This window comes from uncultured Ilumatobacter sp. (assembly GCF_963980585.1).
In the GTDB taxonomy this organism is placed as follows: domain Bacteria; phylum Actinomycetota; class Acidimicrobiia; order Acidimicrobiales; family Ilumatobacteraceae; genus Ilumatobacter_A.
On the sequence record NZ_CAXCAM010000021.1, the window covers coordinates 25,958 to 47,186 of the forward strand.

Consider the following 21,229-nt stretch of genomic DNA (forward strand, 5'->3'; position numbering starts at 1 on the left):
TGTTTGAATCACCTGCGAATACGACATCCGGACCAAGATCGGTGCAGGATGGCCCCATGCAGCAGATCAACGTGCTCGGGACCGAACTCATGCCATGCTCATTCGACCCGATGACCGGCTTCTACCGAACAGGATGCTGCGAGAACCGCGGCGACGATCCGGGGATGCACACCGTGTGCGGCCGAGTCACCGCCGACTTTCTGTCGTTCTCCGCCGCGCTCGGCAACGACCTGACGACGCCGATGCCGCAGTACGGCTTTGCCGGACTCGCCCCTGGCGATCAGTGGTGCGTGTGCGCGATGCGGTGGAAGGAAGCATTCGAGGCCGGACAGGCGTGTGATGTCGTGCTCGAGTCGACACATGTCAGCACCCTCGAATACGTCGACCTCGCCCAGCTGCGCCAGCACGCTGTCACGGCCGACGGGTCATGACGTGGAAGCCAACACCGCGGTGTGCGCATACATCGGCGGGCGCCTCGGCGAGTGGCTGATCAGATCGGAAGGTTTCCCGTGGCCCGCCGAGTCGACCCTTCGTCGGTGTAGGCCGCGATTGTGCGTTGCGCGATACGCATCTGGTGTACCTCATCAGCACCGTCAGCAAACCGTGCCCAGCGGGCGTGTTGGTACATGTGCGCCAGCGGCGTATCAGTCGAGTAACCGAGCGCGCCGTGCACTTGGATCGACCGGTCAATGACCCGGCCGAGCATATTTGCGACGAAGTGCTTCGCCATCGACACCTCGGCCTTGAAGTCTTCCTTGTGGTCGATCTTGTATGCAGCGTGGAGCACCATCAACTTGGCCTGATAGATCTCCATTGAGCTGTCGGCGATCATCCATTGGATGCCCTGCTTCTCGGCGAGCAACGAGCCATGGCTGAACCTGTTCAGTGACCGGTCGACCATCATGTCGAGCGCCGTTTCGGCCTGGGCGATCCACCGCATGCAGTGCGCCAGTCGAGCCGGACCGAGACGGTACTGACCGAGCAGGTGACCCTGTCCTCGTCCGCCCAGCATCTGATCGTTGTGAACACGCAGGTCGGTGATAACGATCTCGGAGTGGCCGGTGCCACCATGCATGGTCTCAACCTCGCGCACGTCGTTCCATCCCTCTTGAGGCAGGTCGATGATGAACGCTGAATTCGCTGCCTGCGGGATGTCCGGATTTTCCTCGGTGCGACAAACAAGAATCGCAAACTCCGCGCGGCGAGCACCAGAGATGAACCACTTGTGGCCGTTGATCACCCATTCATCACCGTCCTGATACGCCTTGGTCTGGATCAACGTGGGGTCTGAGCCGGCGACTTCGGGTTCGGTCATTGCGAAGCACGACCCCCGGACGGTGCCGGCGCAGAGCGGCTTCAAATACTTCTCTTTCTGCTCGTCGGTACCCCAGTGCAGCAGGGTGTGCATGTTGCCCTCATCTGGCGCCTGGCAGTTGAACACCCATGGTCCGTAATACGACTTGGCGGCTTCGGCCTGGACCATTGCCAACTCAACGTGACCGAGCCCCATACCACCCCACTCTTCGGGCATGTGGGGAAGCCAGATGCCGGCCTTGAAGGCTTCCTTGCGGAGGCCAACCAGTGCCGAGATCCGATCGCGACCATCAAGCGGTTCGCCGACCTTGTTCCCGTCGGCATCTTTGCCTTCGAGCCGATGCTCCTCGGGCTTGATGATGTCTGCGACGAAGGTGCGGACCCGAAGACGGATCTCTTCAAGTTCGGGGCTGAGAGAGAAATCGATCGCCATGGGCCACACAGTGTCAGGTGGGAGTGCAGCGATGAGAGCTGTGCCAGCACAGAGACCCAGACGGCAAGTACGGTCACCAGCGTGCAGCGTCGCCCCCATCGCCTTCTACTTCTCGCTCTCGTGGGCGCACTCACGCTGGTTGCGTGCACATCGGCAGACGACCAACCGGACGCCTTCTCCTCCGACTCCCCCACGACCACTGCGGCGCCGCCCACGATGCCACCGACCACCGTGCCGCCGACCACCGCGCCCTCGACCACGGCGCCGCCGACGTCGGTCCCAATGACCAGCACCACATCAACGGTGGCCGCTCCGGCCATTGTGTCCGATGCCGCAATCAGTACGGGCAACGCCAGCGCTACTCCCGCCAGAGTCACCAACACGGCCGACCGCGTCGGTGAGCAGATCGAGCTCGAGACGCCGGTGTTCGACATCGGTACCTCGGTCGAAGGCCGGGCCATCATCGCCGAGCGCATCGGCAAAGCAGGCGGCCGCAAGGTGCTCGTGGTCGGCGTGATCCATGGCAACGAAGACGCCGGCCTTCAGATTGTTGCCGAACTGCGGCAGCGGGCGATCGACGAAAATGTCGAGCTCTGGCTGATCGACACCATGAACCCCGACGGCGTCGTTCGCCAGGACCGTCACAACAGCAACGAAGTCGATCTCAACCGGAACTTTCCATACAAGTGGGGGCCCATTGGCGGCCCCGGGGACAGCCAGTACGCCGGAACCGGGCCGGCGAGCGAGCCTGAAACTCAAGCGATCGTCCAGTTCATCACGCTGCTTCGACCGGACATCGCGATCTGGTATCACCAGGACGCCAACTTGATCATTCCGAGTACGGGGCGCGATGGCCGTCTGCGTGCTCGCTACGCCGAACTCACAGCGCTCGAGCTTGCCGAGTGCTGCGATGGCGGTGGCACCTACACCGGTATCGCAGCGACGTGGGCACGCAACGAACTGAAGAAGGACAGCGACGCCGTTCCCTTCATCGTCGAGCTGCCGGGCGGCGAGCTCTCAGCTGCACAGGTGAACGCACATGCGACGGCGGTGCTCACCATCGCCATCGAAGGCTGACCTTTCTTACACGAAGGTCGCGAAAACATCGAGCGGCTCGCGCTCGCTCTGCACGCTGTTGATCGGCGCGTCCTCGTCGGCGGTACCCAGGGCAACGCCACAGAAGATTTGCTGCCCATCGGGGGCACCGACAAATTCAGCGACCGCTTCTTCGTGGACGGCCCACGCTTCTTGCGGACAGGTATCGAGGCCTGCCTCTTGGGCGAGCAACATGAAGGTCTGCAGGAACATCCCGAGGTCGCTCCACTGTGGCGGGCCCATGATCCGGTCGACGAAGCAGAAGATCGCCGCCGGTGCACCGAAGAAGTCGAGGTTCTTGGCGAATTGCCCGAGTCGACCGGCCTTGTCCTCGCGCGTCACGCCGATTGACGCGTACATGTCCTCACCAATCTTGTATCGCGACGAGCGATAGGGCTCGGGGAGACTCGGTGGATAGATGTCATAGGCCGGCGGTCCCGGCTGGCGGGTCGACAGGAACTCGCGGAAGCGTTGCATCGACGCACCGTTGACGACGTAGATCCGCCACGGCTGGACGTTTCCGCCTGACGGTGAGCGCGATGCTGTCGTCAGGAGCTCCGCAATCTTCTCGTCGCTCACTGGATCGGGGAGGAACGCACGGATCGACTTGCGTCGCGTGACTGCTTCGGTGACATCCATGAGATGAGTCTGGCGACCGGCGGGCCTTGCGGGCGAATCAAGGGCGCGTTGGGAACATGACCCGACACGCGGCAAAGATGCAGTGATGCCGATGCCCGACAGCGAACTGATGCAGCTGGCAATCGATGCTGCAAGCAATGCTCGGACCCTGACCGCGCCGAACCCCTGGGTCGGCTGCGCCATCCGCAGCGCCGACGGCAGCACATATGTCGGCGCCACCGAACCTCCTGGCCAGGCCCACGCCGAGATCGTCGCCCTCAACGCGGCAGGGTCTCAGGCTGCGGGTGCGGTCCTCGCCACGACCCTCGAGCCGTGCGCACACACCGGCCGAACCGGTCCGTGTACCGAAGCCATCATCGAAGCTGGTGTCCGCCGTGTCATCATTGGCATCGAGGACCCCGACGTCAACGTTGCGGGCGCTGGCATCGCTCAGCTTCGTGCAGCGGGCATCGACGTCGGAGTCGGCGTGAAGGCCGATGAGATCACCGCACAGCTCGCCTCGTACCTCCACCATCGCCGCACCGGGCGGCCGTACGTCATCCTCAAGCTCGCCGCGACAGTCGACGGGCGAACCGCTGCGCCCGATGGCGAGAGCGAGTGGATCACGGGTGTCGCAGCCCGCACCGATGTGCACCAGATGCGCGCCGAGAGCCAGGCCATCTTGGTCGGCGCTGGGACGGTGCGCGCCGACGACCCGTCGCTGACCGTCCGGCTCGTCGACGGACCTGACCCACGGCGCATCGTGCTCGGCGCCGCACCGACCAATGCCAAGGTGCACCCCTGCACAGAGTGGGTCGGGCCATTGCCCGAGCTGCTCGATGAGCTCGGCGCCGATGGTGTGCTGCAGCTCATGGTCGAAGGCGGTGCCAACGTTGCGTCGGAGTTCCACGATGCCGGTCTGGTCGACCGCTACGTGATCTATCTCGCACCGGCGATCTTCGGTGGCAACGACGCTCATCCCTTGTTCGTTGGCGCCGGCACGCCGACCATGGCCGAACTGCGACGCGGCCGATTCCTGTCGACCGCAATGCTCGGCGGCGACCTCCGGCTCGATATCAGTTTGGACTGAGTACCCGTCGGAAACTGATCAGTCCAACTCGGCGTATCAACCGAGATGGTTGAGGAGTGTACGCTTCGAGTCGAGATAGGCCCGACTCTCGGCAGTATGGGCAACATCGGTCGGCACCATCTCGGCGACCACGATGCCCTCTTCTTCGAGGCCGGACGCCTTGGCCGGGTTGTTGCTGATCAGTCGGACCGAGGCCACACCGAGATCCGCGAGAATTGCTGCCGCGACGTCGTATCGACGAGCATCGACCGGTAGGCCTTGCGCCGTGTTCGCGTCGACGGTGTCGAGTCCCTGGTCCTGCAATTCGTAGGCGCGGATCTTGTTGGCGAGCCCGATACCCCGACCCTCGTGGCCGCGTAAGTACACAATGACGCCGGCCCGCCCCGCTGCGGCTTCCTCGGCGATCGAGTGCTTCGCTGCAGCGAGTTGCTGGCCACAGTCACACTTCGCCGACCCGAGCACATCACCGGTCAGACACTCACTGTGCAGGCGGACGAGCACGGGTTGCGATGCCGCAGCAGCTGGGTCGCCACCGATCAGCGCCACATGCTCGTGGCCGTCGACCGCCCGGTAGGAGACGATGCGAAACGTGTCGACGTCGGTCGGCAACCGAGCATCACCGACCCGTTCGACGAGCATCATGCGGGCTGCTCAACTCGCCCGTATCCGGTCGTGCGCTGCTCCAGCGGCCGACCAATCGATTCGGCAAACTCACGGAAACCCTGCACGGTCATCTCCTGGCCGTGGCTTGCCCCGGCGGCCCGCGAGATGTTCTCGTCCATCAGGGTGCCGCCGAGGTCGTTGCACCCGGCGTGCATCATCTGCGACGTGCCCGAGAGACCGATCTTCACCCAGCTCGCCTGGATGTTCGGGATCAGGGCGCCGTACGCGAGGCGGGCGACCGAGTGCATCAACACGTTTTCGCGGAACGTTGGGCCGCGCCGGGCCTTGCGTTGGAGGTAAATCGGCGATGCCATGTGCACGAACGGAAGACCAACGAACTCGGTGAACCCGACGCGGCCGGCTGCCACGTTCTCTTTCTGCAGATCGCGGGTCAGAACCAGGTGTCGCGCCCAGTGGATCGGCTCCTCGACAGCGCCGTACATGATCGTGACGTTCGAGTGCAGACCAATCGAGTGCGCCGCTCGGTGCGCATCGAGCCATTCTTGGGTATTGATCTTGTCGGGGCACAGGATGGCCCGAATGTCGTCGTCGAGGATCTCAGCTGCGGTGCCGGGCAACGATGCGAGCCCTGCCTCCTTGAGCCGAGTGAGGTAGGTGACCAGATCTTCATCGAGCCGCTTGGCGCCTTCGGTGACTTCGAGTGCAGTGAAGCCATGCACATGCATGTCCGGCACCGCGTCCTTCACCGCCTTGGTGACGTCGATGTAATAGTCGCCGTCGAAATTCGGGTGGATGCCGCCCTGCAGGGTCACTTCAGTGGCCCCCAGGTCCCAGCCTTCCTTGGCTCGCTCCGCAATGTCATCGAGGGTGAGGAGATACGGCGTGCCGCGCAGGTTGAGCGACAGCGGACCCTTCGAGAAGCCACAGAACTTGCACTTGAACGTGCAGACATTCGTGTAGTTGATGTTGCGGTTGGCCACCCAGGTCAGGGTGTCCCCGACGAGTTCTTGGCGCATCCGGTCAGCAGCGCTCATCACGGCGACTGCTTCGGGCCCACGAGCGCCGAACAGTGTGACAATCTCGTCCGTGCTCGGCTCTTGACCAGCCTCGATCCCGGCCAGCACCTCGGCCACCGGACCACGAATGGGCAGATCTGGGGCGGGGATCAGCACCGGCGGCGGATTGTCCGCGCCCGAGTACCACACTGTCGAGCGGTGCCCGACGAGCACGAACTCTGCGCCATCCGCCACGGTGTCAGCCGCCGTGGTCTTCTCAGGCCAGATCTGGCCGGGGTCATCGCGGCCGAGCCACTCCGAGTCGGCGCGGTCCATCACCGGGAAGTGGAGGGCGGAGTCGAGCCAGCGATCGCGATCACGGACGTACTCCGGGTAGATCGTGAGGCGTGGGGCCAGGACGTGGCCACGGCGTTCTGTCACTTCGCGCAGCCGGTCCAGATCGGGCCATGGGCGCTCCGGATTGACGTGGTCAGCGGTGACTGGTGAGACGCCGCCCCAGTCGTCGATGCCGGCATCGATCAGCGAACCAAAGTCATCAGACAGGTTCGGCGGTGCTTGCAGATGCACGTCAGCAGGCAGCACCAGACGGGCTGCCGCCAACGTCCACAGGTAATCGTCGGATGGACAGGCCTGCACGCCTTTCATTGCAGTACGAAGCTTCGGCAGGAAGTTCTGCACGATCACTTCTTGGACGTGTCCGTGACGGCGATGGCTCGCCGCAATCGCTTCGAGACCAGCGAGCTGATCGGCTCGGTTGTCACCAATTCCGACGAGGATGCCGGTCGTGAACGGAATGGACAATTCCCCAGCCGCCTCAAGCGTGGCGAGCCGACGGGCCGGCACCTTGTCGGGCGCGTTGCGGTGTGCTTCCAGATCAGGATTGACCGATTCGATCATCATTCCCTGACTCGGCGAGAACGGCCGGAGCCGGGCAAGTTCGTCAGCGGACAATGCCCCACAGTTGGCATGCGGCAGCAATCCAGTCTCAGCGAGGACCAACTTCGCCATTTCTGCCACGTAATGCACGGTCGAGTCGTAGCCGCGTTCACTCAACCAGTCGCGGGCCACCTCGTAGCGATCTTCTGGGCGTTCCCCGAGCGTGAACAGCGCTTCGTGGCAGCCCTGCCGCGCTCCCTGACGAGCGATCTTGAGGACATCGTCCGCTTCCAGAAAGAGCTGCTCTACCCGAGCGGGCGGTTGTGCAAACGTGCAGTACCCGCACGTGTCGTTGCACAGCCGGGTGAGCGGGATGAACACCTTCGGGCTGTACGTGATGCGTGTACCAAACGACTCGTCGCGACGTGCCGCGGCCAGGGCCATCAGGTCCTGCAGTGGTTCGTGGAGCAGCGGATGGTCAGTGGCGGCGTGATGCGCAGTGGTCATGAGGTTCTCCGGTCGGTCAGGTGGTGGGCGTCAAGCCGGGTCGGCTCGCGATGGCGGATTGCGTGAAGGTCTCGTCGCAGTGCCAGCAGACGAAGGCCTGGTCGAGTGGCTCGCCGCACGTTTCGTGCACAAGGACGGTCGGCGGTTCGTCAGTCAGCCACTCATCTCCCCAGCGCATCAGGGCGACCAGCGTCGGCGACAGCGCCGCACCCATCGGGGTGAGCCGGTACTCGTAGCGCGGGGGACGCTCGCAGTACAACCGGCGATCGAGCACGCCCGCCACGACAAGTCGCTTGAGTCGCTCGGTGAGCACCGGTCGAGCAATGTCGAGGTCACGTCGAAAGTCGTCGAAACGACGGACGCCGCGGAATGCATCACGCATGATCAGGATCGTCCATCGATCGCCCAGGATGTCGAGGCTGTCCTGAATCGAGCACGCCCGGTCATCCTGGTTCGCCTCACGATCGTCGCGCTCGTCGAACTTCGCCATCGCCAAACCATAGGTGAGTTCACATTCAGAACCAAGTCGGTCCGCATTACGAACTCACGCCACACCCCGCCCCACCCAGCTCGGGTTGATCAGTCGGGCAGGAGCGGGACGCTCAATCCAACGTTGCTGCCGATGCGGTCGGCCCGCGTGAGCGAGGCGCCGCCAAACTTGCCGCGGATCGCATCAATCGTCGAGTCGAGCACTGCAAGATCACCACGATCGAACGGCAAGGCCAGTTGCTCGGCCACCTGGTTCTCGAGGTTCCCCACCGACGCACCGACCAGCGTGAGTCCCTTCTCCTCAATCATCGGCCACGCTGCGTCGAGCAGATTGAGCGCGATGTCCTGCACCATGGCGGTTGCCGCGGTTGGGCTCGGCACCGAATGCGACCGCGTTGCCCGACTGAAGTCGTCGAACCGAAAGCGCAGCGTGATCGTGCGGCCGACACGCTCGGCTCGGCGCATCCGAGTCGTGATCCGGTCGATGATCCGACGCAGGATGACATCGACCTCACCACGAGACCGGTCACGCCGACCCAGCGCCTGCTGCGACCCGATTGAACCGCGGCGCGTGCCGACCTCCACGCGCCGAGCGTCGACATTGTGCGACAGCGCGAAGAGCTGCCGGCCGACCGCTCCACCGGTGATGGCCGACAGAGCAGCCGGATCGAGCTCAGCGACGTCACGGACGGTGAACAGTCCACGATCGTTCAGCTTCTGCGTGGTCACTCGGCCCACCCCCCAGAGCTTCTCGACCGGGAGCGGGTGCAGAAACTCAAGCTCCCTGTCGGGGTCGACGACAAGCAACCCATCGGGCTTCCCGACACCACTGGCCACCTTCGCCAGGAACTTCGTGCGGGCAACGCCCACCGTGATCGGCAACGCGACCTCCCGGGCCACATCAACGCGGAGCCGTGCTGCGATCTCCGCAGGCGTTCCCGACAGTCGCAGCAGGCCACCGACGTCCAGAAAGGCCTCGTCGATCGAGATCCCTTCAACGAGCGGCGTCACATTCTCGAAGATCTCGAACACCGCCTTGCTCGCCTCCGTATAGGCATCGAAGTGCGGGTCGACGAAGACCAGCTCGGGGCACAGACGCTTCGCTGCATACCCCGGCATTGGCGTGTACACCCCGAACCGCTTGGCCTCATAACTTGCGGCAAGGACAACACCGCCGCCGCCCCGACCATCACCACGACCACCACGACCACCACCACTTCCACCGCCGACGGCAACGGGTTTCCCCTGCAAGGCCGGGTCATCACGCTGCTCGACGGACGCGTAGAACGAATCGAGGTCGGCGTGGAGTATTGAGGCCTCCCGACCTGTCGTTGAACGAGACACGAACACATGTTCGCTGAATCGTCACGCAACGTCAAGCCTGACGTAACCTCCACAACGTGTGTGGCAGTTGTGTCGGTCCGATGTCCCGCCGAACGTTCGTCGGCACCGCCCTCGCCGGCACCGCCCTCGCCCTCGGCGGCACCGCACGAGCGCTTGGTCGCTCCCCGCAAACTGTCCAGGCCGTACGGCTCACCAATCACCTTGAGGTTCTCCCTCGAGCCACATGGGGAGCCGACCTGGCCCCAAAAGGGCCAATGGCGCCTGAAGACGTTCGATTCCTCCTGGTGCATCACACCGCCACGTCGAATCGCATCCCTGACCAACGCCAACTCATTCGCAATATCTTTGCGTTCCACACGAGCAACGCGAAGCGCTGGAACGACGTGGCCTACAACTACTTCGTCGGTCCCGACGGGACCGTCTGGGAGGGGCGTGCCGGGTCGCTCGACGGCCCTGTTGTCGCCGACGCCACCGGCGGCAACCAGGGTTTCAGCCAACTGGTGTGCCTGCTCGGCGACTTCTCGACAACCGCGCCGCCGGCGGCGATGCAACACAGTCTCGTCCTGCTGCTTGCACACCTCTCGCAGCGCTACAACTTGAGCACCTGGAAAGATGCGACCAACTCCTTCGTTTCGCGTGGATCAAACCGGTGGCCCGCTGGTCGCCAGGTCGAAGCACGCACAATCTCCGGACACCGCGACATGACCTTCACCGCCTGCCCAGGCAACGCGGCCTACGGACTGCTCGATGACTGGCGCGCCCGAGTGCACCCGATCGTGGCGGCTTCGTGGGTCCGACCTGGACTCCAACCCGCCGTGCGTTCGAGGCTCGAAGCGCCGTGACTCAGCGGCCGCCACCTGCTCGCCGAGCCTGAATCCAGGCGGCCACGTGATCGAGTGCCACGGGATTGGCGAGGGAATCCTTCGAAGCGGCCTGTTCAGCCGGCAGACCGAGCAGCATCCGTTTGATCGGCACTTCGAGCTTCTTGCCTGACAGCGTGCGCGGGATCATCGGCACCCCGTCGATGACATCGGGAACGTGGCGTGGCGACAGCTCGGTACGCAACGCCACCTTGATCCGGCCGACAAGTTCGGCGTCGAGCGCAACGCCCTCGGCACATGCCACCAACAGAATCAGCTCGCCCGGCCCCGCCTCACCGGACGTGTCCTCGAGATGCACGACCACGCTGTCAACGATCTCTGGCATCGAGTCCACCACGACGTAGAAGTCGCTGGTCCCGAGACGAACACCACCACGATTCAGCGTCGCATCCGAACGCCCCGTGATCTCGCACGCTCCATCGTCGAAGAACGTGATCCAGTCGCCGTGGTGCCAGACACCCGGGAACGTCTCGAAGTAGGTGCCCCGATATCGCTCACCGGAAACGTCGCCCCACAAGCCGACAGGCATCGACGGCATCGGCGCTGCGATCACGAGTTCGCCAGTCTCGCCCGGTGCACACGGCGATCCGTCGGGTCGAAATGCCTGCACGTCACAGCCGAGCATGCGAGCACCGATCTCACCTGCCCGGATCGGCAGCATCGGCGCCGTGCCGACAAAGGCCGTGCACACGTCGGTGCCACCGCTCATCGACCCGACCTGGATGTGAGCGCCCACAGCCTCTGGCACCCATTCGAACCCCTCGACCGGCAGGGGCGCTCCGGTCGACCCGAGATGCCGCACACGGGACAGATCCAGCTCGTCGCCTGGGCAGATGCGCTCTTTGCGGCACGCCATCACAAACGGGGCACTGACTCCACAGACGTCGACTTTTTCATCGGCAGCCACCCGCCACAGTTCAAGAAGATCGGGCGCGGCCGGGTCACCATCGAACAATACGATCGTCGATCCGGTGAGCAGGCCGGAGACGAGGAAGTTCCACATCATCCACCCGGTGGTCGTGAACCACATCACGCGATCACCGGGGCGCAAGTCGTAGTGCAACGACCATGCCTTCACGTGTTCGAGAGTGATCCCACCGTGTCCATGCACAATCGGCTTGGGCAGCCCGGTGGTGCCGGAGGAGAAGAGCACATAGAGGGCATGGTCGAATGGCACTGGCTCGAACTCAAGCGGCGCGTGCTCCGCAAGCAGCGGGGTCCAACCGTCGGTTCCGGAGGCATCGAGGTAGGGAATTCGGACGACGTGCTCCAGAGTTGGCAGCGCGGCGACGATCTCTTCGACGTGATCCGAACGGTCGATGGCCCGATCGCCGTACATGTATCCATCGACCGCGATCAGGACGGTCGGCTCGATCTGCGCCCAACGGTCTGTGACCGCCCGCACCCCGAATTCGGGCGCACAGGAGGACCATGTTGCGCCAAGGCTGGCAGTGGCCAGGAACGCCACGAGGGTCTCACTGATGTTCGGCGCGAACGCGACCACTCGGTCACCCCGACGAATGCCGAGACGACGCAGACCGACACGACATCGGCCGACGCGGTCGATCAGTTCTGTCCAGGTCACCTCGTCGCGTTCGCGGCTCTGCGAACGCCCGATGATGGCGATCTGGTCACCGAGCGCTGCGCCGTGCGCCAGGGCCCGTTCCGCGTAGTTCAACGTGCCGCCAGGAAACCACGTGGCGCCTGGCATCGATGCCGACTCCAGTGACGCGGTGGGCTTGTCGATCCAGTTGATGCACTGCCATTGCGCCAGCTCGTTCCAGAACTCCCCCGGCTGTCGGAGCGACCAATCGAGCACGTCGTCATACGACCGGAGACGCAGCCCGTCGTCCGCTTCGACGTGCTCGGCGAACTCCGCCATGACGCTCGAATCCCATGCATCGTCTGCCGGCACCCAGGTCACCGCACCACGTTGTTCGCTCATGACGCTGATCCTTCCACAGCGCCACGCACCGGATCTGGGAACATGGAGCCATGACAGGACGACCTCGCGCTGCGGTGGCAGCGCTCCCCGGATATCAACCCGGCCGTTCAGCTGCGGCAGTTGCAGCCGAGCACGGCATCGCAGACGCGATCAAGATGGCCTCGAACGAGCTCCCGTTCGGTCCCCTCCCGTCGGTCGCCGGCGCGATCAGCGGGGGCATCGAACATCTCGGTCTCTACGCCGACCACGGAGCTGCCGCCCTGCGCGCCGACATCGCCGCGTTCGTCGGCCTCGACGCCGACCAGGTCACCGTCGGCGCCGGGTCGGCAGGCATTCTCCAGCAGCTCCTCCTCAGCTACGTCGGCGTTGGCGACAAGGTCGCGATGTGCTGGCCGTCCTTCGAGGCGTACCCGCTGTTTACTGCGTTGGTCGAAGCCGAGGAGATCCGCGTCCCGCTGCTCGACGAGACCTTCGACCTCCCGTCACTCGCAGCGGCGATCGATGCCGACACCAAGCTTGCCTTCGTCACCAACCCGAACAATCCGACCGGCACCGTGGTCGGCACTGACGAGATCATCGGCTTCCTCGGCTCCGTCCCCCCAACCTGTCTGGTTGTGCTTGACGAGGCATACTCCGAATTCGTGACCGACGAGCGCGTCACGGACTCGACGCTGCTGCTCCCCGACCACCCGAACCTGGTGATCACCCGCACATTCAGTAAGGCCCATGGATTGGCTGGCCTGCGTGTGGGCTATGCGCTTGGCCACCCTGAGGTGATCGGCATGATCGATCGGACCCTCGTCCCCTTTGCCGTCAACGAGCTGGCGCAGCGTGCCGCTCGGGCGAGCATCGACGCGGCCTCCGAGATGCGCGCGCGGGTTGCCGCGGTCGTCGCCGAGCGAACACGCGTGACCGGGGCACTGCGTGACGGTGGGTGGAACATCCCCGAGCCGCAGGGCAACTTTGTGTGGCTCCCCGTCACGGCCGACGCTGCCGCGCTGGGCAACGATCTGGAGCGGCGAGGCGTCGTCACTCGGGCGTTCGCAGGCGTCGGAGTTCGTGTGACCATCGCAAGCCGGGACTGGAACGATCGCTTTCTCGCTGCACTTGCAGAGGTGCGACCCAAACCGACCTGCTGAGCGCAGCCCACCGGCGCTACAGCACGTTACGAAGATTGGCCGCCGCCGTCTCGGGAGTCAGGTCGCGCTGCAGGTTTGCCAACAGCTCGTAACTCGCGGGAATCTTGGCCACGTCGGCCGACCTCAGTAACGGTGGGTAGTAGTGAGCATGGAGCTGCCAGTGGGCGGCTTGGCCCCGTGGCGCGGTATGCCAGCCCGAGCAGTACGGGAACGGCGTGTTGAAAAGCCGATCGAACCCGCTCAACATGACCTTCAGCGCCTCGGCCAACGCCTCGCTCTCGTCGACGGTGAGGTCGAGCAGCGACGCCACTCGGCGCCGCGGCAGCACGATCGTCTCATAGGGCCAGTACGCCCAGTACGGCACCGCAACGAGCCAGTGGTCGTTGGACATGATGACCCGATCGCCGGTGGCCAATTCGTTTTCGACGTAGTCGAGCAACAGATGTCGTCCGTGCTCTGCGTGATAGGCCCGCTGGTGTTCAAGCTCAGCAACGATTTCGTTTGGCAGGAAGTTCGACGACCAGATCTGACCGTGCGGGTGCGGGTTCGACGACCCGGAGATGGCGCCGCGCGTCTCGAACAGCTGCACATACTCGAACCGCTCAAGCAGCTCGGCGAGCTGTTCCTTCCAGAGGTCAACCACTACCCCAATTTCATCGAGATCCATCGTTGCAAGTGTCCGACCGTGCTTCGGCGAAAAGCAGATGACTCGGCACTCGCCATCGCCGGTTCCCGACTGATACAGCGAGCTGCTTGACCCGGCCACCACTTCGGCGGGGGGCATCGGTACATCAGGGAGCAACGCGGCAAAGTCATTCTCGAAGACGAACGTCGATGTGTAATCGGGATTCTTGACGCCACCGGCTCGCTCGTTGCCAGGGCAGAGGTAACAGCCCGGGTCGTAGTCAGGTGGACGAGCAATCGCTGAGTCGTCGGTTTGACCCTGCCATGGCCGCTTCGTCCGCTGCGGCGACACCACGACCCAATCTCCGGTGAGCGCGTTGCGACGACGATGCGGGTGGGTCGACGGGTCAAAGGTCTCAGGCACGTCCCGACCGTATTCGTCGAGATCGCATCGGAACAACGGCCTGAGCGAACAATTGCGAACACCTCGTCAACACACCCCGACGTCAGCGTTGGTCGGCCGTCGCCACGCGGAACGCTCCGCTCCGATGTGACCGCTGGATCAGACGCCGAGGAGCTCGCGCCAGCGGCTCGCGTCGATCTCAGCCGGTGTGAGCCGGAGCGTTGCTTCAGGCACCATGTCCGCAACGACGCGAGCCTCGGCGTAGTGATGACCGACATGGCGCAGCCCTGCGAACAAGGGTTGGCGAAACTCGATCAAGTCGGTGGGCGGCATCTCGGCGAGAAAGCCCCACATCGTGAACGCCATCTTCACGTCGTGGACAACCGGTGCACGCGAGAACAGCGATGCACGGCGGAGGGCAACACCGAGGCAACCACGGATGGCGTCCTCAACGTGCTCGCCTCCCTGCATGTGCAATGACGGTGCGAGTTGTCGGGCGATACGCAGCGCGAACCCTTGGTCAGGCCCTGGGTTGCCGCGGCGCGGGCCCTGGGGTTGAAAGCCAGGGATCTCTGCGGGTCGATCAGGCATCCAGTTGTCTGGCACATGGTCGGGCGATCGGTAGGCGCGGGCGCGAGACATCGGTGCCACAGGGCTGAACTTCGGTGCTGCCATTGCCCTAGTTCTACAGGATCAACAGCAACTTCGGTGCGACGACCAGAACAGCCGGGACTTCTCCGGTCGACGCTGCGAGTCAGACGCTGTGGAGCAAGCCGTAGACAATGCTGTCCTCAAGCGCACGCCACGATGCTTCGATGATGTTGGGACTCACACCGATAGTGGTCCAGTCACGCACACCGTTTGTTGCCGACAACAGCACTCGCGTCGTGGCACCTGTGGCTGACCCGCCATCGAGAATCCGCACCTTGTAGTCGATGAGGTGAATCTCGGCAAGCTGCGGCAACGACTGCCCCGCCGCCATTCGGAAGGCGGTGTCGATGGCGTTGACTGGGCCGTTGCCCTCAGCAATCGAAACATGGCGTTCGGCGCCTTCGTCGTTCGGACCGCCGCCGATCCACAGCTTGACGGTTGCTTCGGTGCTGAACGACCCGTCGGCCAACTCATCGGTGATCACCCGCATCGACTCGACCTCGAAGAACTCAGGGACCTCGCCGGTCGCCCGTCGCATCAGCAGTTCAAGCGAGGCGTCCGCTGCCTCGAAGTGGTAGCCCTCGTGCTCGAGACGCTTGAGTTGGTCGATCACGTCGTTGATCTGGGCACCGTCAATGACCAGGCCGAGTTCATCGGCCTTCATCTGGATCGTCGCACGCCCCGCCATCTCCGACACGACGAACCGCGTGCCGTTACCGACTGCGACCGGGTCGATGTGTTCGTACGCATCCTTGGCCCTGGCAATCGCCGAGACGTGCAGTCCCGCCTTGTGCGCAAACGCGGACGAGCCGACATATGGCGCCTGCGGATCGACCGCCCGGTTGAGTGTCTCGGCGACGCGATGACTGACCGTGGTCAGGTGCTCCAGCCGGCCTTCCGGCAGGCAGGTGAAACCTTGCTTCAACTGCAGGTTCGGAATGACCGTGGTGAGGTTGGTGTTGCCGGTCCGCTCCCCCAGGCCGTTCAGTGTGCCCTGCACATGCCCCGCCCCGGCGCGCACCGCGGCCATCGAGTTAGCCACGGCACAGCCAGTGTCATCGTGGCAGTGGATGCCGATAATGGCGTCGTTGCCGACGTGTGCCTTGACATCGGCAACCACGGCTTCGACCTCGTCGGGCAGCGTTCCGCCATTGGTATCGCAGAGCACCAGGTGCGTCGCCCCATTGATCACGGCCGCCTCGATGGCACGCAGCGAGAATTCAGGATTGCTCGAGTAGCCATCGAAGAAGTGCTCCAGGTCGACCAGCACACGGCGACCTTGCCCATGCAGGAAGCCGACCGAGTCGGCAATCATCGCCACGCCTTCGTCGAGCGTGGTCTTCATCGCTTCGATGACCTGGTATTCCGAGCTCTTGGCCACGATGCAGACCGCGGCCGTGTTGGCCTCGATCAGGTTGCGCAAGGTGGCATCGTCGTCAGACTTACCACGGGGCCGACGAGTGGAACCGAAGGCCACGAGTGTCGACGTTCCAAGCGTGAGTTCGGACTCCGCTCGAGCGAAGAACTCGATGTCCTTCGGGTTCGCCCCGGGCCATCCGCCTTCGATGTAGTGCACGCCGAGAAGGTCGAGTTGTTCAGCGATAGCCAACTTGTCGTCGACTGTCGCCGACACCCCCTCAACCTGCAATCCGTCGCGCAAGGTGGTGTCAAACACCTCGACCAATCGTCCTGCACGTAGATCCATGGCGACGATTCAATCTCCCTGCGGCGCGCTTCGCCACAGCTTGTCGAATGACACGCGTGCAACATGTGGACATGGGTGTGCATGAACGGTGCGCAACACGGGGACAACCGAGGCAAAACTGGGGGTAACAAAAAAGGTTCGGGGATAACCCTGTGTCTTTCGGAAAACCCCTTGACCATTGATTTCCCCGCGTCTTTACTGGTGTCTGTTCCGGAGAGCGCATGCCAACCGGAGCGGTGAGGACGGAGCTTCGGCTCGACCCACACCGCTCACGAGACACAGCGGGTTCGGAAAGGACAGAGTTCACGGCCACCTCAGACCGGGTTCGTACTGCACCTTCGGGTGAAACACGAACAACGGAGAGTCGGCACCGAATCCGGGCAACCGGCCGAGGTGTCAGGTCCAACCGAGTCGAGCGGTCCCTTCGGGGAGCGAGCGGCCACGGGGATCTGCAGGGTCGTTCGGGAAACCGAACGAGTCGGCGAGGCGACCGAACCGAGTGTCGGCCTTCGGGTCGGAGCACGGAGACGGGGCAGTGGTGCAGAGCCGAAAGATCTGGGGCCACCCCAACTGGCCTCCGAGAGGACGGTTCTGATTGGCACCAGCTTCTGATGGCGCGGGAAACCGGGTCAGCGTGAAACGGTGACAACTCGGGTGCGGAGTCGGCTTGCCGGCAACGTGTCCCGAAAAGCGGCATCGCCCGCCGCGCCACAACGGCCAGTTTCGACTGGACGGGGTGAACGCAACGGGCGATGTGAACTGATCGAGACGCAGGTTAATTCCCGTCGATCGATCAGTGGTGGATCTGTCCGCCTTGAATGCCCCGAAAGGAGCGCCGACTTCGGTCTGGCTGCCCCGGACGGGGCATTCTTCGTTTTCCGAACCATTCCGCGACGAATCCGAAATTTGTAGGAAAATCGTCGCTGGGCGACGCTGATGGGACAAGTTTCGGTGAGATCGAGGGCAGCTACGGTGCGGTGATGGCTCTGAATGCACCAAGTCTCGGGATGTGCTTCGATCGTTCGCTGCCGGCGTCTGCCGTCATCGAGTTCGCCGAGGGACTCGAAGCGGGGGGTGTCGAACAGCTGTGGGTGATCGAAGACTGCTTTTACACAGCGGGTATCTCGCTCGCCGCGACGGCGCTCGCTCGCACTGACCATCTCCAGGTCGGCCTTGGCATTTTGCCCGCAGTGGCACGCAACGCCGCGGTCACGGCGATGGAGATTGCCACGCTGGCTGAGCTCGCACCTGGGCGACTGCTTGCCGGCATCGGGCACGGCGTGCAGGACTGGATGGAACAGATGGGTGCCCGCACACCATCACCGCTGACAACGCTCGACGAGGTGATCACCACCGTCCGTCGACTGCTCCAGGGCGAGACCGTGACCTTCGACGGCAGTGAAGTGACCATGCGCGACGTGGCGCTCGTTCCAGCACCGACTCAGGTACCGCCAGTACTGGCCGGCGTGCGTGGACCAAAGTCGCTGGCACTCGCCGGACGTATCGCCGACGGCGTGGTGCTGGCCGAAGGCGCAAGCCCTGCCTACGTGCGACAGTCAATCGAGCAGGCCGGATCACCCGCCGGCTTCCGCACCTCGGTGTTCAGCGCGCTGTGCCTCATCCCCAACCGCAAGTTGGCCCATCACGCAATGAGCCCGTTCGTCGCCGGGCTACTTAGCCAACCAGAGGCAGGCATTCAGGCGCACCCGCACTTCGACGAGATGATCGAACGCTTCACGTCGGGCGGCATCGAAGCCATCGCTGACTTTCCTGACGACTGGTGGGTCGACATCGGCGCGATCGGCACACTCGACGACGTCGTGGCCCACATCGAGGCGCTCACCGACGCCGGCGCCGACGACGTCAGCCTCTTCCCTGGACCGACGCTCGACCTGGCCCGCGACGGCCTGCAGTCAGTGATCAAAATCCGCCAGGCCCTCGCCAGCTGACCTCATCGCTCCGTTTGCGTACCCGAAACGTGTCGTCGGCGACGCCTTCTGGGTACGCAAACGGGAGAAGCGGTGGTCAGACGGCGAGTTCGTTCCAGGACTTGTACTTCGGGTTCTCGCCGCGCACGGTGGCCAGGTATGCCTCGGACAGAGCGAGCGTCATCGGGCCCGGGCAGGGGATATCTCGCTCGTCGACCGAGTTGATCGAGCTGACCTCAGCGGCCGTGCCACAGACGAACGCTTCTTCAGCGATGTAGAGGTCGCTGCGAGCGATGTTGTCAACGCGCACTTCGAAGCCAAGATCCTCGGCCAGCGACGTGACCGTGTTCTGCGTGATCCCTTCGAGTGCTCCCGCCGACAGCGGCGGGGTCAGCAGCTTGCCTTGTCGTGCGACGAAGATGTTCTCGCCCGTGCACTCGGCAACGAGTCCGTTGGGGGCGAGCATGATCGCTTCGTCATAGCCGGCCTTGAGTGCTTCGACCTTGGCAAGTGACGAGTTGACGTAGTTGCCGACTGTCTTGGCCGCTGGCGGCATCGTGTTGTGATCGTGACGAGTCCACGATGAGATCTTCATCCGCACACCCTTCTGGACGGCATCGTCGCCAAGCAGCGCACCCCACGGCCAGCAGGCGATGGCGACCTCAGTCGAGCACGGCAGTGTGTTGAGGCCCATTTCGCCGTAGCCGAGATACGCAAGCGGGCGGACGTAGCACGACGCCAGGCCGGTCGAGGCAACCGTGTCTTTGGTCGCCTGAATGAGTTCATCCACCGTGTACGGGATCTCGAAGCCGAGGATCTTGGCCGACGAGAAGAGCCGCTCGATGTGCTCGGTGAGGCGGAAGATCGCCGGGCCCTCGGCCGTTTCGTAGGCACGAATGCCTTCGAACACTCCGGTGCCGTAGTGCAGCGTGTGGGTGAGCACATGAACCTGGGCCTGATCCCAGTCGACGAGTTCACCGTTCATCCAGATCTTTGGTGTGGGAGTGATGGGCATGGCGTCAGTGTCCCACGCGCCCGGCGATGACGTCACCTACGTCAGTGGTGCTGCCAGTAACCGGATCGGCACACGCCGCACGAATCCGATCGGCCGCATCGCCTTCATCCAGGAAGTCGAGCATGAGTGCCGCAGACAAGATCGCTGCGGTGGGGTTGGCCTTGTTCTGACCAGTGATATCGGGTGCCGAGCCGTGCACCGGCTCGAACATCGACGGGCCGGTGCGTGTCGGGTTGAGGTTGGCCGACGATGCCAGGCCGATGCCGCCTGATACGGCGCCACCGAGGTCGGTGAGGATGTCGCCGAACAGGTTGTCGGTGACAATCACGTCGTAGCGATGCGGGTCCTGCACGAAGTAGATGCACGCAGCGTCGACATGGTTGTACGCCGTGCCGACCTGCGGGTATTCGGCGGCGACCTCGTTGAACGTGCGCTCCCACAGGCTGCCGGCGAACGACAACACGTTGGTCTTGTGCACCAGGGTGAGGTGCTGACGTTCCCGGCTGGCAGCCAGGTCAAAGGCGTAGCGAATGCACCGCTCGACACCCATCCGGGTGTTGACCGAACCTTGCGTGGCGACTTCGTGCGGCGTTCCGACGCGCATTGCGCCGCCTTCACCGACATATGGACCCTCGGTGTTCTCACGAATGACGACGAAGTTGTGTTCCGTGTCGCCTCCCGGTGCCGTGCCGAGGAACGGTCGCTGGTTGATGTAGAGGTCGAGTTCGAAGCGCATCTTCAGCAGCAGCCCCCGCTCGATCACCCCGGGCTTCACGTCGGGATGACCGACGGCGCCGAGGAGGATGCAGTCGAAGGGCCGCAGCTCGTCGAGCGTCGCATCGCTCAAGATCTCGCCGTCTTCCAGATACCGGGCACCCCCGAGATGGAACTCCGTCGTGGCGATGTCGACTCCGGCCGCCCGGACGACCTTGATGGCCTCTGCGGTGACGTCCGGTCCGATGCCGTCGCCTCCGATCACTGCAATGTTGTGCGTCATACGACGAGCGAGGCTACTCAACTGCACCGCGGATGAACCGAGTCACGAAAGGGGTCTGTCCCCATTTGTTACTTGTATCGTCTGGTCAATGGCAGGAGCGAAGTTGTCGAAGTCCGCACTCGAACGTCTGCAGGCCGAGTTTCACGACCTCACGACCCGTGGGCGCATCGAAGTCGCCGACAAGATCGAACGGGCACGCGAAGAAGGCGATCTCAAGGAGAACGCCGGCTATCACGCGGCGAAGGACGAGCAGGGCCACATGGAAGGCCGCATCCGTCAGCTCGAATATCTGATCGATGAACCCGAGATCGTCGAGAATCAGCTGTATGTCATTGTCTACGAGGGCGACTCGGACGACATGGCCGAGCGCTACATGATCGGCAACATGGAAGAAGAGGTCGAAGGTGCTGACGTCATCAGCGCGACCTCGCCGCTCGGAGCGGCACTCGAAGGCTCAGCTCCAGGGCAGTCGATTACCTATGACGCTCCCAACGGCGCGCTCACCATCAAGGTGCTGAGCGTCGAGCCGGTTTGA

19 protein-coding genes are annotated in these 21,229 nt (G+C 63.8%); 7 read left to right on the top strand and 12 right to left on the bottom strand.

All coding sequences use genetic code 11. From position 1 onward, the window contains the following. Positions 1 to 56: 56 nt before the first annotated feature. Positions 57 to 431 (top strand): DUF2237 family protein, encoded by a 375-nt coding sequence (locus ACH2DW_RS08575; RefSeq protein ID WP_394929320.1) that lies wholly within the window; start codon positions 57 to 59, stop codon positions 429 to 431. A 59-nt stretch (positions 432 to 490) separates the two neighbouring features. Here the strand turns inward: ACH2DW_RS08575 and ACH2DW_RS08580 are convergent, their stop codons facing one another. Continuing rightward, positions 491 to 1,747 (bottom strand): acyl-CoA dehydrogenase family protein, encoded by a 1,257-nt coding sequence (locus ACH2DW_RS08580; RefSeq protein ID WP_394929321.1) that lies wholly within the window; start codon positions 1,745 to 1,747, stop codon positions 491 to 493. 81 nt (positions 1,748 to 1,828) lie between these two features. On the opposite strand from ACH2DW_RS08580, the gene ACH2DW_RS08585 reads away from it, so the two are divergent. Then, positions 1,829 to 2,824: a M14 family metallopeptidase gene (locus ACH2DW_RS08585; RefSeq protein ID WP_394929322.1), complete on the top strand. Its 996-nt coding sequence runs from the start codon at positions 1,829 to 1,831 to the stop codon at positions 2,822 to 2,824. A gap of 6 nt (positions 2,825 to 2,830) precedes the next feature. Here the strand turns inward: ACH2DW_RS08585 and ACH2DW_RS08590 are convergent, their stop codons facing one another. Then, positions 2,831 to 3,481, bottom strand: coding sequence for a nitroreductase (locus tag ACH2DW_RS08590; RefSeq protein ID WP_394929323.1), 651 nt, complete (start codon positions 3,479 to 3,481; stop codon positions 2,831 to 2,833). Positions 3,482 to 3,566: 85 nt separating this feature from the next. Here ACH2DW_RS08590 and ribD point away from each other — a divergent pair, with 85 nt between their 5' ends. Next, positions 3,567 to 4,550, top strand: a complete 984-nt coding sequence (gene ribD / locus ACH2DW_RS08595) for a bifunctional diaminohydroxyphosphoribosylaminopyrimidine deaminase/5-amino-6-(5-phosphoribosylamino)uracil reductase RibD (RefSeq protein ID WP_394929324.1) — start codon at positions 3,567 to 3,569, stop codon at positions 4,548 to 4,550. Positions 4,551 to 4,586: 36 nt separating this feature from the next. Here ribD and ribA read toward each other — a convergent pair whose 3' ends face one another. The 4 genes from ribA to dinB form a co-directional block, all read right to left on the bottom strand. Beyond that, positions 4,587 to 5,192, bottom strand: coding sequence for a GTP cyclohydrolase II (ribA, locus tag ACH2DW_RS08600; protein WP_394929325.1), 606 nt, complete (start codon positions 5,190 to 5,192; stop codon positions 4,587 to 4,589). Next, a complete protein-coding gene (gene cofH, locus ACH2DW_RS08605; RefSeq protein WP_394929326.1) occupies positions 5,189 to 7,573 on the bottom strand; it encodes a 5-amino-6-(D-ribitylamino)uracil--L-tyrosine 4-hydroxyphenyl transferase CofH in 2,385 nt (794 codons plus the stop codon). The genes ribA and cofH overlap by 4 nt, the downstream gene beginning before the upstream one ends. A 16-nt stretch (positions 7,574 to 7,589) precedes the next feature. Then, on the bottom strand, positions 7,590 to 8,063 hold the full coding sequence (locus ACH2DW_RS08610; protein WP_394929327.1) for a winged helix-turn-helix transcriptional regulator: 474 nt from the start codon (positions 8,061 to 8,063) through the stop codon (positions 7,590 to 7,592). Positions 8,064 to 8,152: 89 nt separating this feature from the next. Next, positions 8,153 to 9,412 carry a DNA polymerase IV gene (gene dinB, locus ACH2DW_RS08615; protein ID WP_394929328.1) on the bottom strand — a complete coding sequence of 420 codons (1,260 nt, stop codon included), beginning with the start codon at positions 9,410 to 9,412 and terminating at the stop codon, positions 8,153 to 8,155. A 74-nt stretch (positions 9,413 to 9,486) separates the two neighbouring features. On the opposite strand from dinB, the gene ACH2DW_RS08620 reads away from it, so the two are divergent. Continuing rightward, on the top strand, positions 9,487 to 10,248 hold the full coding sequence (locus ACH2DW_RS08620; RefSeq protein ID WP_394929329.1) for an N-acetylmuramoyl-L-alanine amidase: 762 nt from the start codon (positions 9,487 to 9,489) through the stop codon (positions 10,246 to 10,248). Between the two features lies 1 nt (position 10,249). Here the strand turns inward: ACH2DW_RS08620 and ACH2DW_RS08625 are convergent, their stop codons facing one another. Beyond that, positions 10,250 to 12,232 carry an acetoacetate--CoA ligase gene (locus tag ACH2DW_RS08625; RefSeq protein ID WP_394929330.1) on the bottom strand — a complete coding sequence of 661 codons (1,983 nt, stop codon included), beginning with the start codon at positions 12,230 to 12,232 and terminating at the stop codon, positions 10,250 to 10,252. A 50-nt stretch (positions 12,233 to 12,282) separates the two neighbouring features. Between ACH2DW_RS08625 and ACH2DW_RS08630 the strand changes: the two genes are divergently transcribed. Continuing rightward, entirely contained in the window at positions 12,283 to 13,371 is a 1,089-nt protein-coding gene (locus ACH2DW_RS08630; protein ID WP_394929331.1) for a histidinol-phosphate transaminase, read from the top strand. 16 nt (positions 13,372 to 13,387) lie between these two features. Here the strand turns inward: ACH2DW_RS08630 and ACH2DW_RS08635 are convergent, their stop codons facing one another. From ACH2DW_RS08635 to cimA, 3 genes are all read right to left on the bottom strand, one after another. After that, the gene (locus ACH2DW_RS08635) at positions 13,388 to 14,419 is read right to left on the bottom strand and encodes a UDP-glucose--hexose-1-phosphate uridylyltransferase (RefSeq protein WP_394929332.1); all 1,032 of its coding nucleotides are present in this window, start codon (positions 14,417 to 14,419) and stop codon (positions 13,388 to 13,390) included. A gap of 138 nt (positions 14,420 to 14,557) precedes the next feature. Then, positions 14,558 to 15,073, bottom strand: a complete 516-nt coding sequence (locus ACH2DW_RS08640; protein ID WP_394929333.1) for a hypothetical protein — start codon at positions 15,071 to 15,073, stop codon at positions 14,558 to 14,560. 79 nt (positions 15,074 to 15,152) lie between these two features. Beyond that, the gene (gene cimA, locus ACH2DW_RS08645; RefSeq protein WP_394929334.1) at positions 15,153 to 16,754 is read right to left on the bottom strand and encodes a citramalate synthase; all 1,602 of its coding nucleotides are present in this window, start codon (positions 16,752 to 16,754) and stop codon (positions 15,153 to 15,155) included. A gap of 980 nt (positions 16,755 to 17,734) precedes the next feature. Between cimA and ACH2DW_RS08650 the strand changes: the two genes are divergently transcribed. Beyond that, positions 17,735 to 18,703, top strand: a complete 969-nt coding sequence (locus ACH2DW_RS08650; RefSeq protein ID WP_394929335.1) for an LLM class flavin-dependent oxidoreductase — start codon at positions 17,735 to 17,737, stop codon at positions 18,701 to 18,703. 76 nt (positions 18,704 to 18,779) lie between these two features. Here the strand turns inward: ACH2DW_RS08650 and ACH2DW_RS08655 are convergent, their stop codons facing one another. Beyond that, positions 18,780 to 19,697 carry a branched-chain amino acid transaminase gene (locus tag ACH2DW_RS08655; RefSeq protein ID WP_394929336.1) on the bottom strand — a complete coding sequence of 306 codons (918 nt, stop codon included), beginning with the start codon at positions 19,695 to 19,697 and terminating at the stop codon, positions 18,780 to 18,782. A 4-nt stretch (positions 19,698 to 19,701) separates the two neighbouring features. Next, positions 19,702 to 20,694, bottom strand: coding sequence for a 3-isopropylmalate dehydrogenase (locus ACH2DW_RS08660; RefSeq protein WP_394929337.1), 993 nt, complete (start codon positions 20,692 to 20,694; stop codon positions 19,702 to 19,704). Between the two features lie 88 nt (positions 20,695 to 20,782). Between ACH2DW_RS08660 and ACH2DW_RS08665 the strand changes: the two genes are divergently transcribed. After that, complete coding sequence (locus tag ACH2DW_RS08665; RefSeq protein ID WP_394929338.1) at positions 20,783 to 21,229, top strand: GreA/GreB family elongation factor; 447 nt, start codon at positions 20,783 to 20,785, stop codon at positions 21,227 to 21,229.

Bases quoted from the DNA above. Each gene is read 5' to 3' on its own strand.
- ACH2DW_RS08575 (WP_394929320.1), top strand. From the start codon at position 57: ATGCAGCAGATCAACGTGCTCGGGACCGAACTCATGCCATGCTCATTC.
- ACH2DW_RS08580 (WP_394929321.1), bottom strand. From the start codon at position 1,747: ATGGCGATCGATTTCTCTCTCAGCCCCGAACTTGAAGAGATCCGTCTT.
- ACH2DW_RS08590 (WP_394929323.1), bottom strand. From the start codon at position 3,481: ATGGATGTCACCGAAGCAGTCACGCGACGCAAGTCGATCCGTGCGTTC.
- ribD (WP_394929324.1), top strand. From the start codon at position 3,567: ATGCCGATGCCCGACAGCGAACTGATGCAGCTGGCAATCGATGCTGCA.
- ribA (WP_394929325.1), bottom strand. From the start codon at position 5,192: ATGATGCTCGTCGAACGGGTCGGTGATGCTCGGTTGCCGACCGACGTC.
- cofH (WP_394929326.1), bottom strand. From the start codon at position 7,573: ATGACCACTGCGCATCACGCCGCCACTGACCATCCGCTGCTCCACGAA.
- ACH2DW_RS08610 (WP_394929327.1), bottom strand. From the start codon at position 8,063: ATGGCGAAGTTCGACGAGCGCGACGATCGTGAGGCGAACCAGGATGAC.
- ACH2DW_RS08620 (WP_394929329.1), top strand. From the start codon at position 9,487: ATGTCCCGCCGAACGTTCGTCGGCACCGCCCTCGCCGGCACCGCCCTC.
- ACH2DW_RS08625 (WP_394929330.1), bottom strand. From the start codon at position 12,232: ATGAGCGAACAACGTGGTGCGGTGACCTGGGTGCCGGCAGACGATGCA.
- ACH2DW_RS08630 (WP_394929331.1), top strand. From the start codon at position 12,283: ATGACAGGACGACCTCGCGCTGCGGTGGCAGCGCTCCCCGGATATCAA.
- ACH2DW_RS08640 (WP_394929333.1), bottom strand. From the start codon at position 15,073: ATGGCAGCACCGAAGTTCAGCCCTGTGGCACCGATGTCTCGCGCCCGC.
- cimA (WP_394929334.1), bottom strand. From the start codon at position 16,754: ATGGATCTACGTGCAGGACGATTGGTCGAGGTGTTTGACACCACCTTG.
- ACH2DW_RS08650 (WP_394929335.1), top strand. From the start codon at position 17,735: ATGGCTCTGAATGCACCAAGTCTCGGGATGTGCTTCGATCGTTCGCTG.
- ACH2DW_RS08655 (WP_394929336.1), bottom strand. From the start codon at position 19,697: ATGCCCATCACTCCCACACCAAAGATCTGGATGAACGGTGAACTCGTC.
- ACH2DW_RS08660 (WP_394929337.1), bottom strand. From the start codon at position 20,694: ATGACGCACAACATTGCAGTGATCGGAGGCGACGGCATCGGACCGGAC.
- ACH2DW_RS08665 (WP_394929338.1), top strand. From the start codon at position 20,783: ATGGCAGGAGCGAAGTTGTCGAAGTCCGCACTCGAACGTCTGCAGGCC.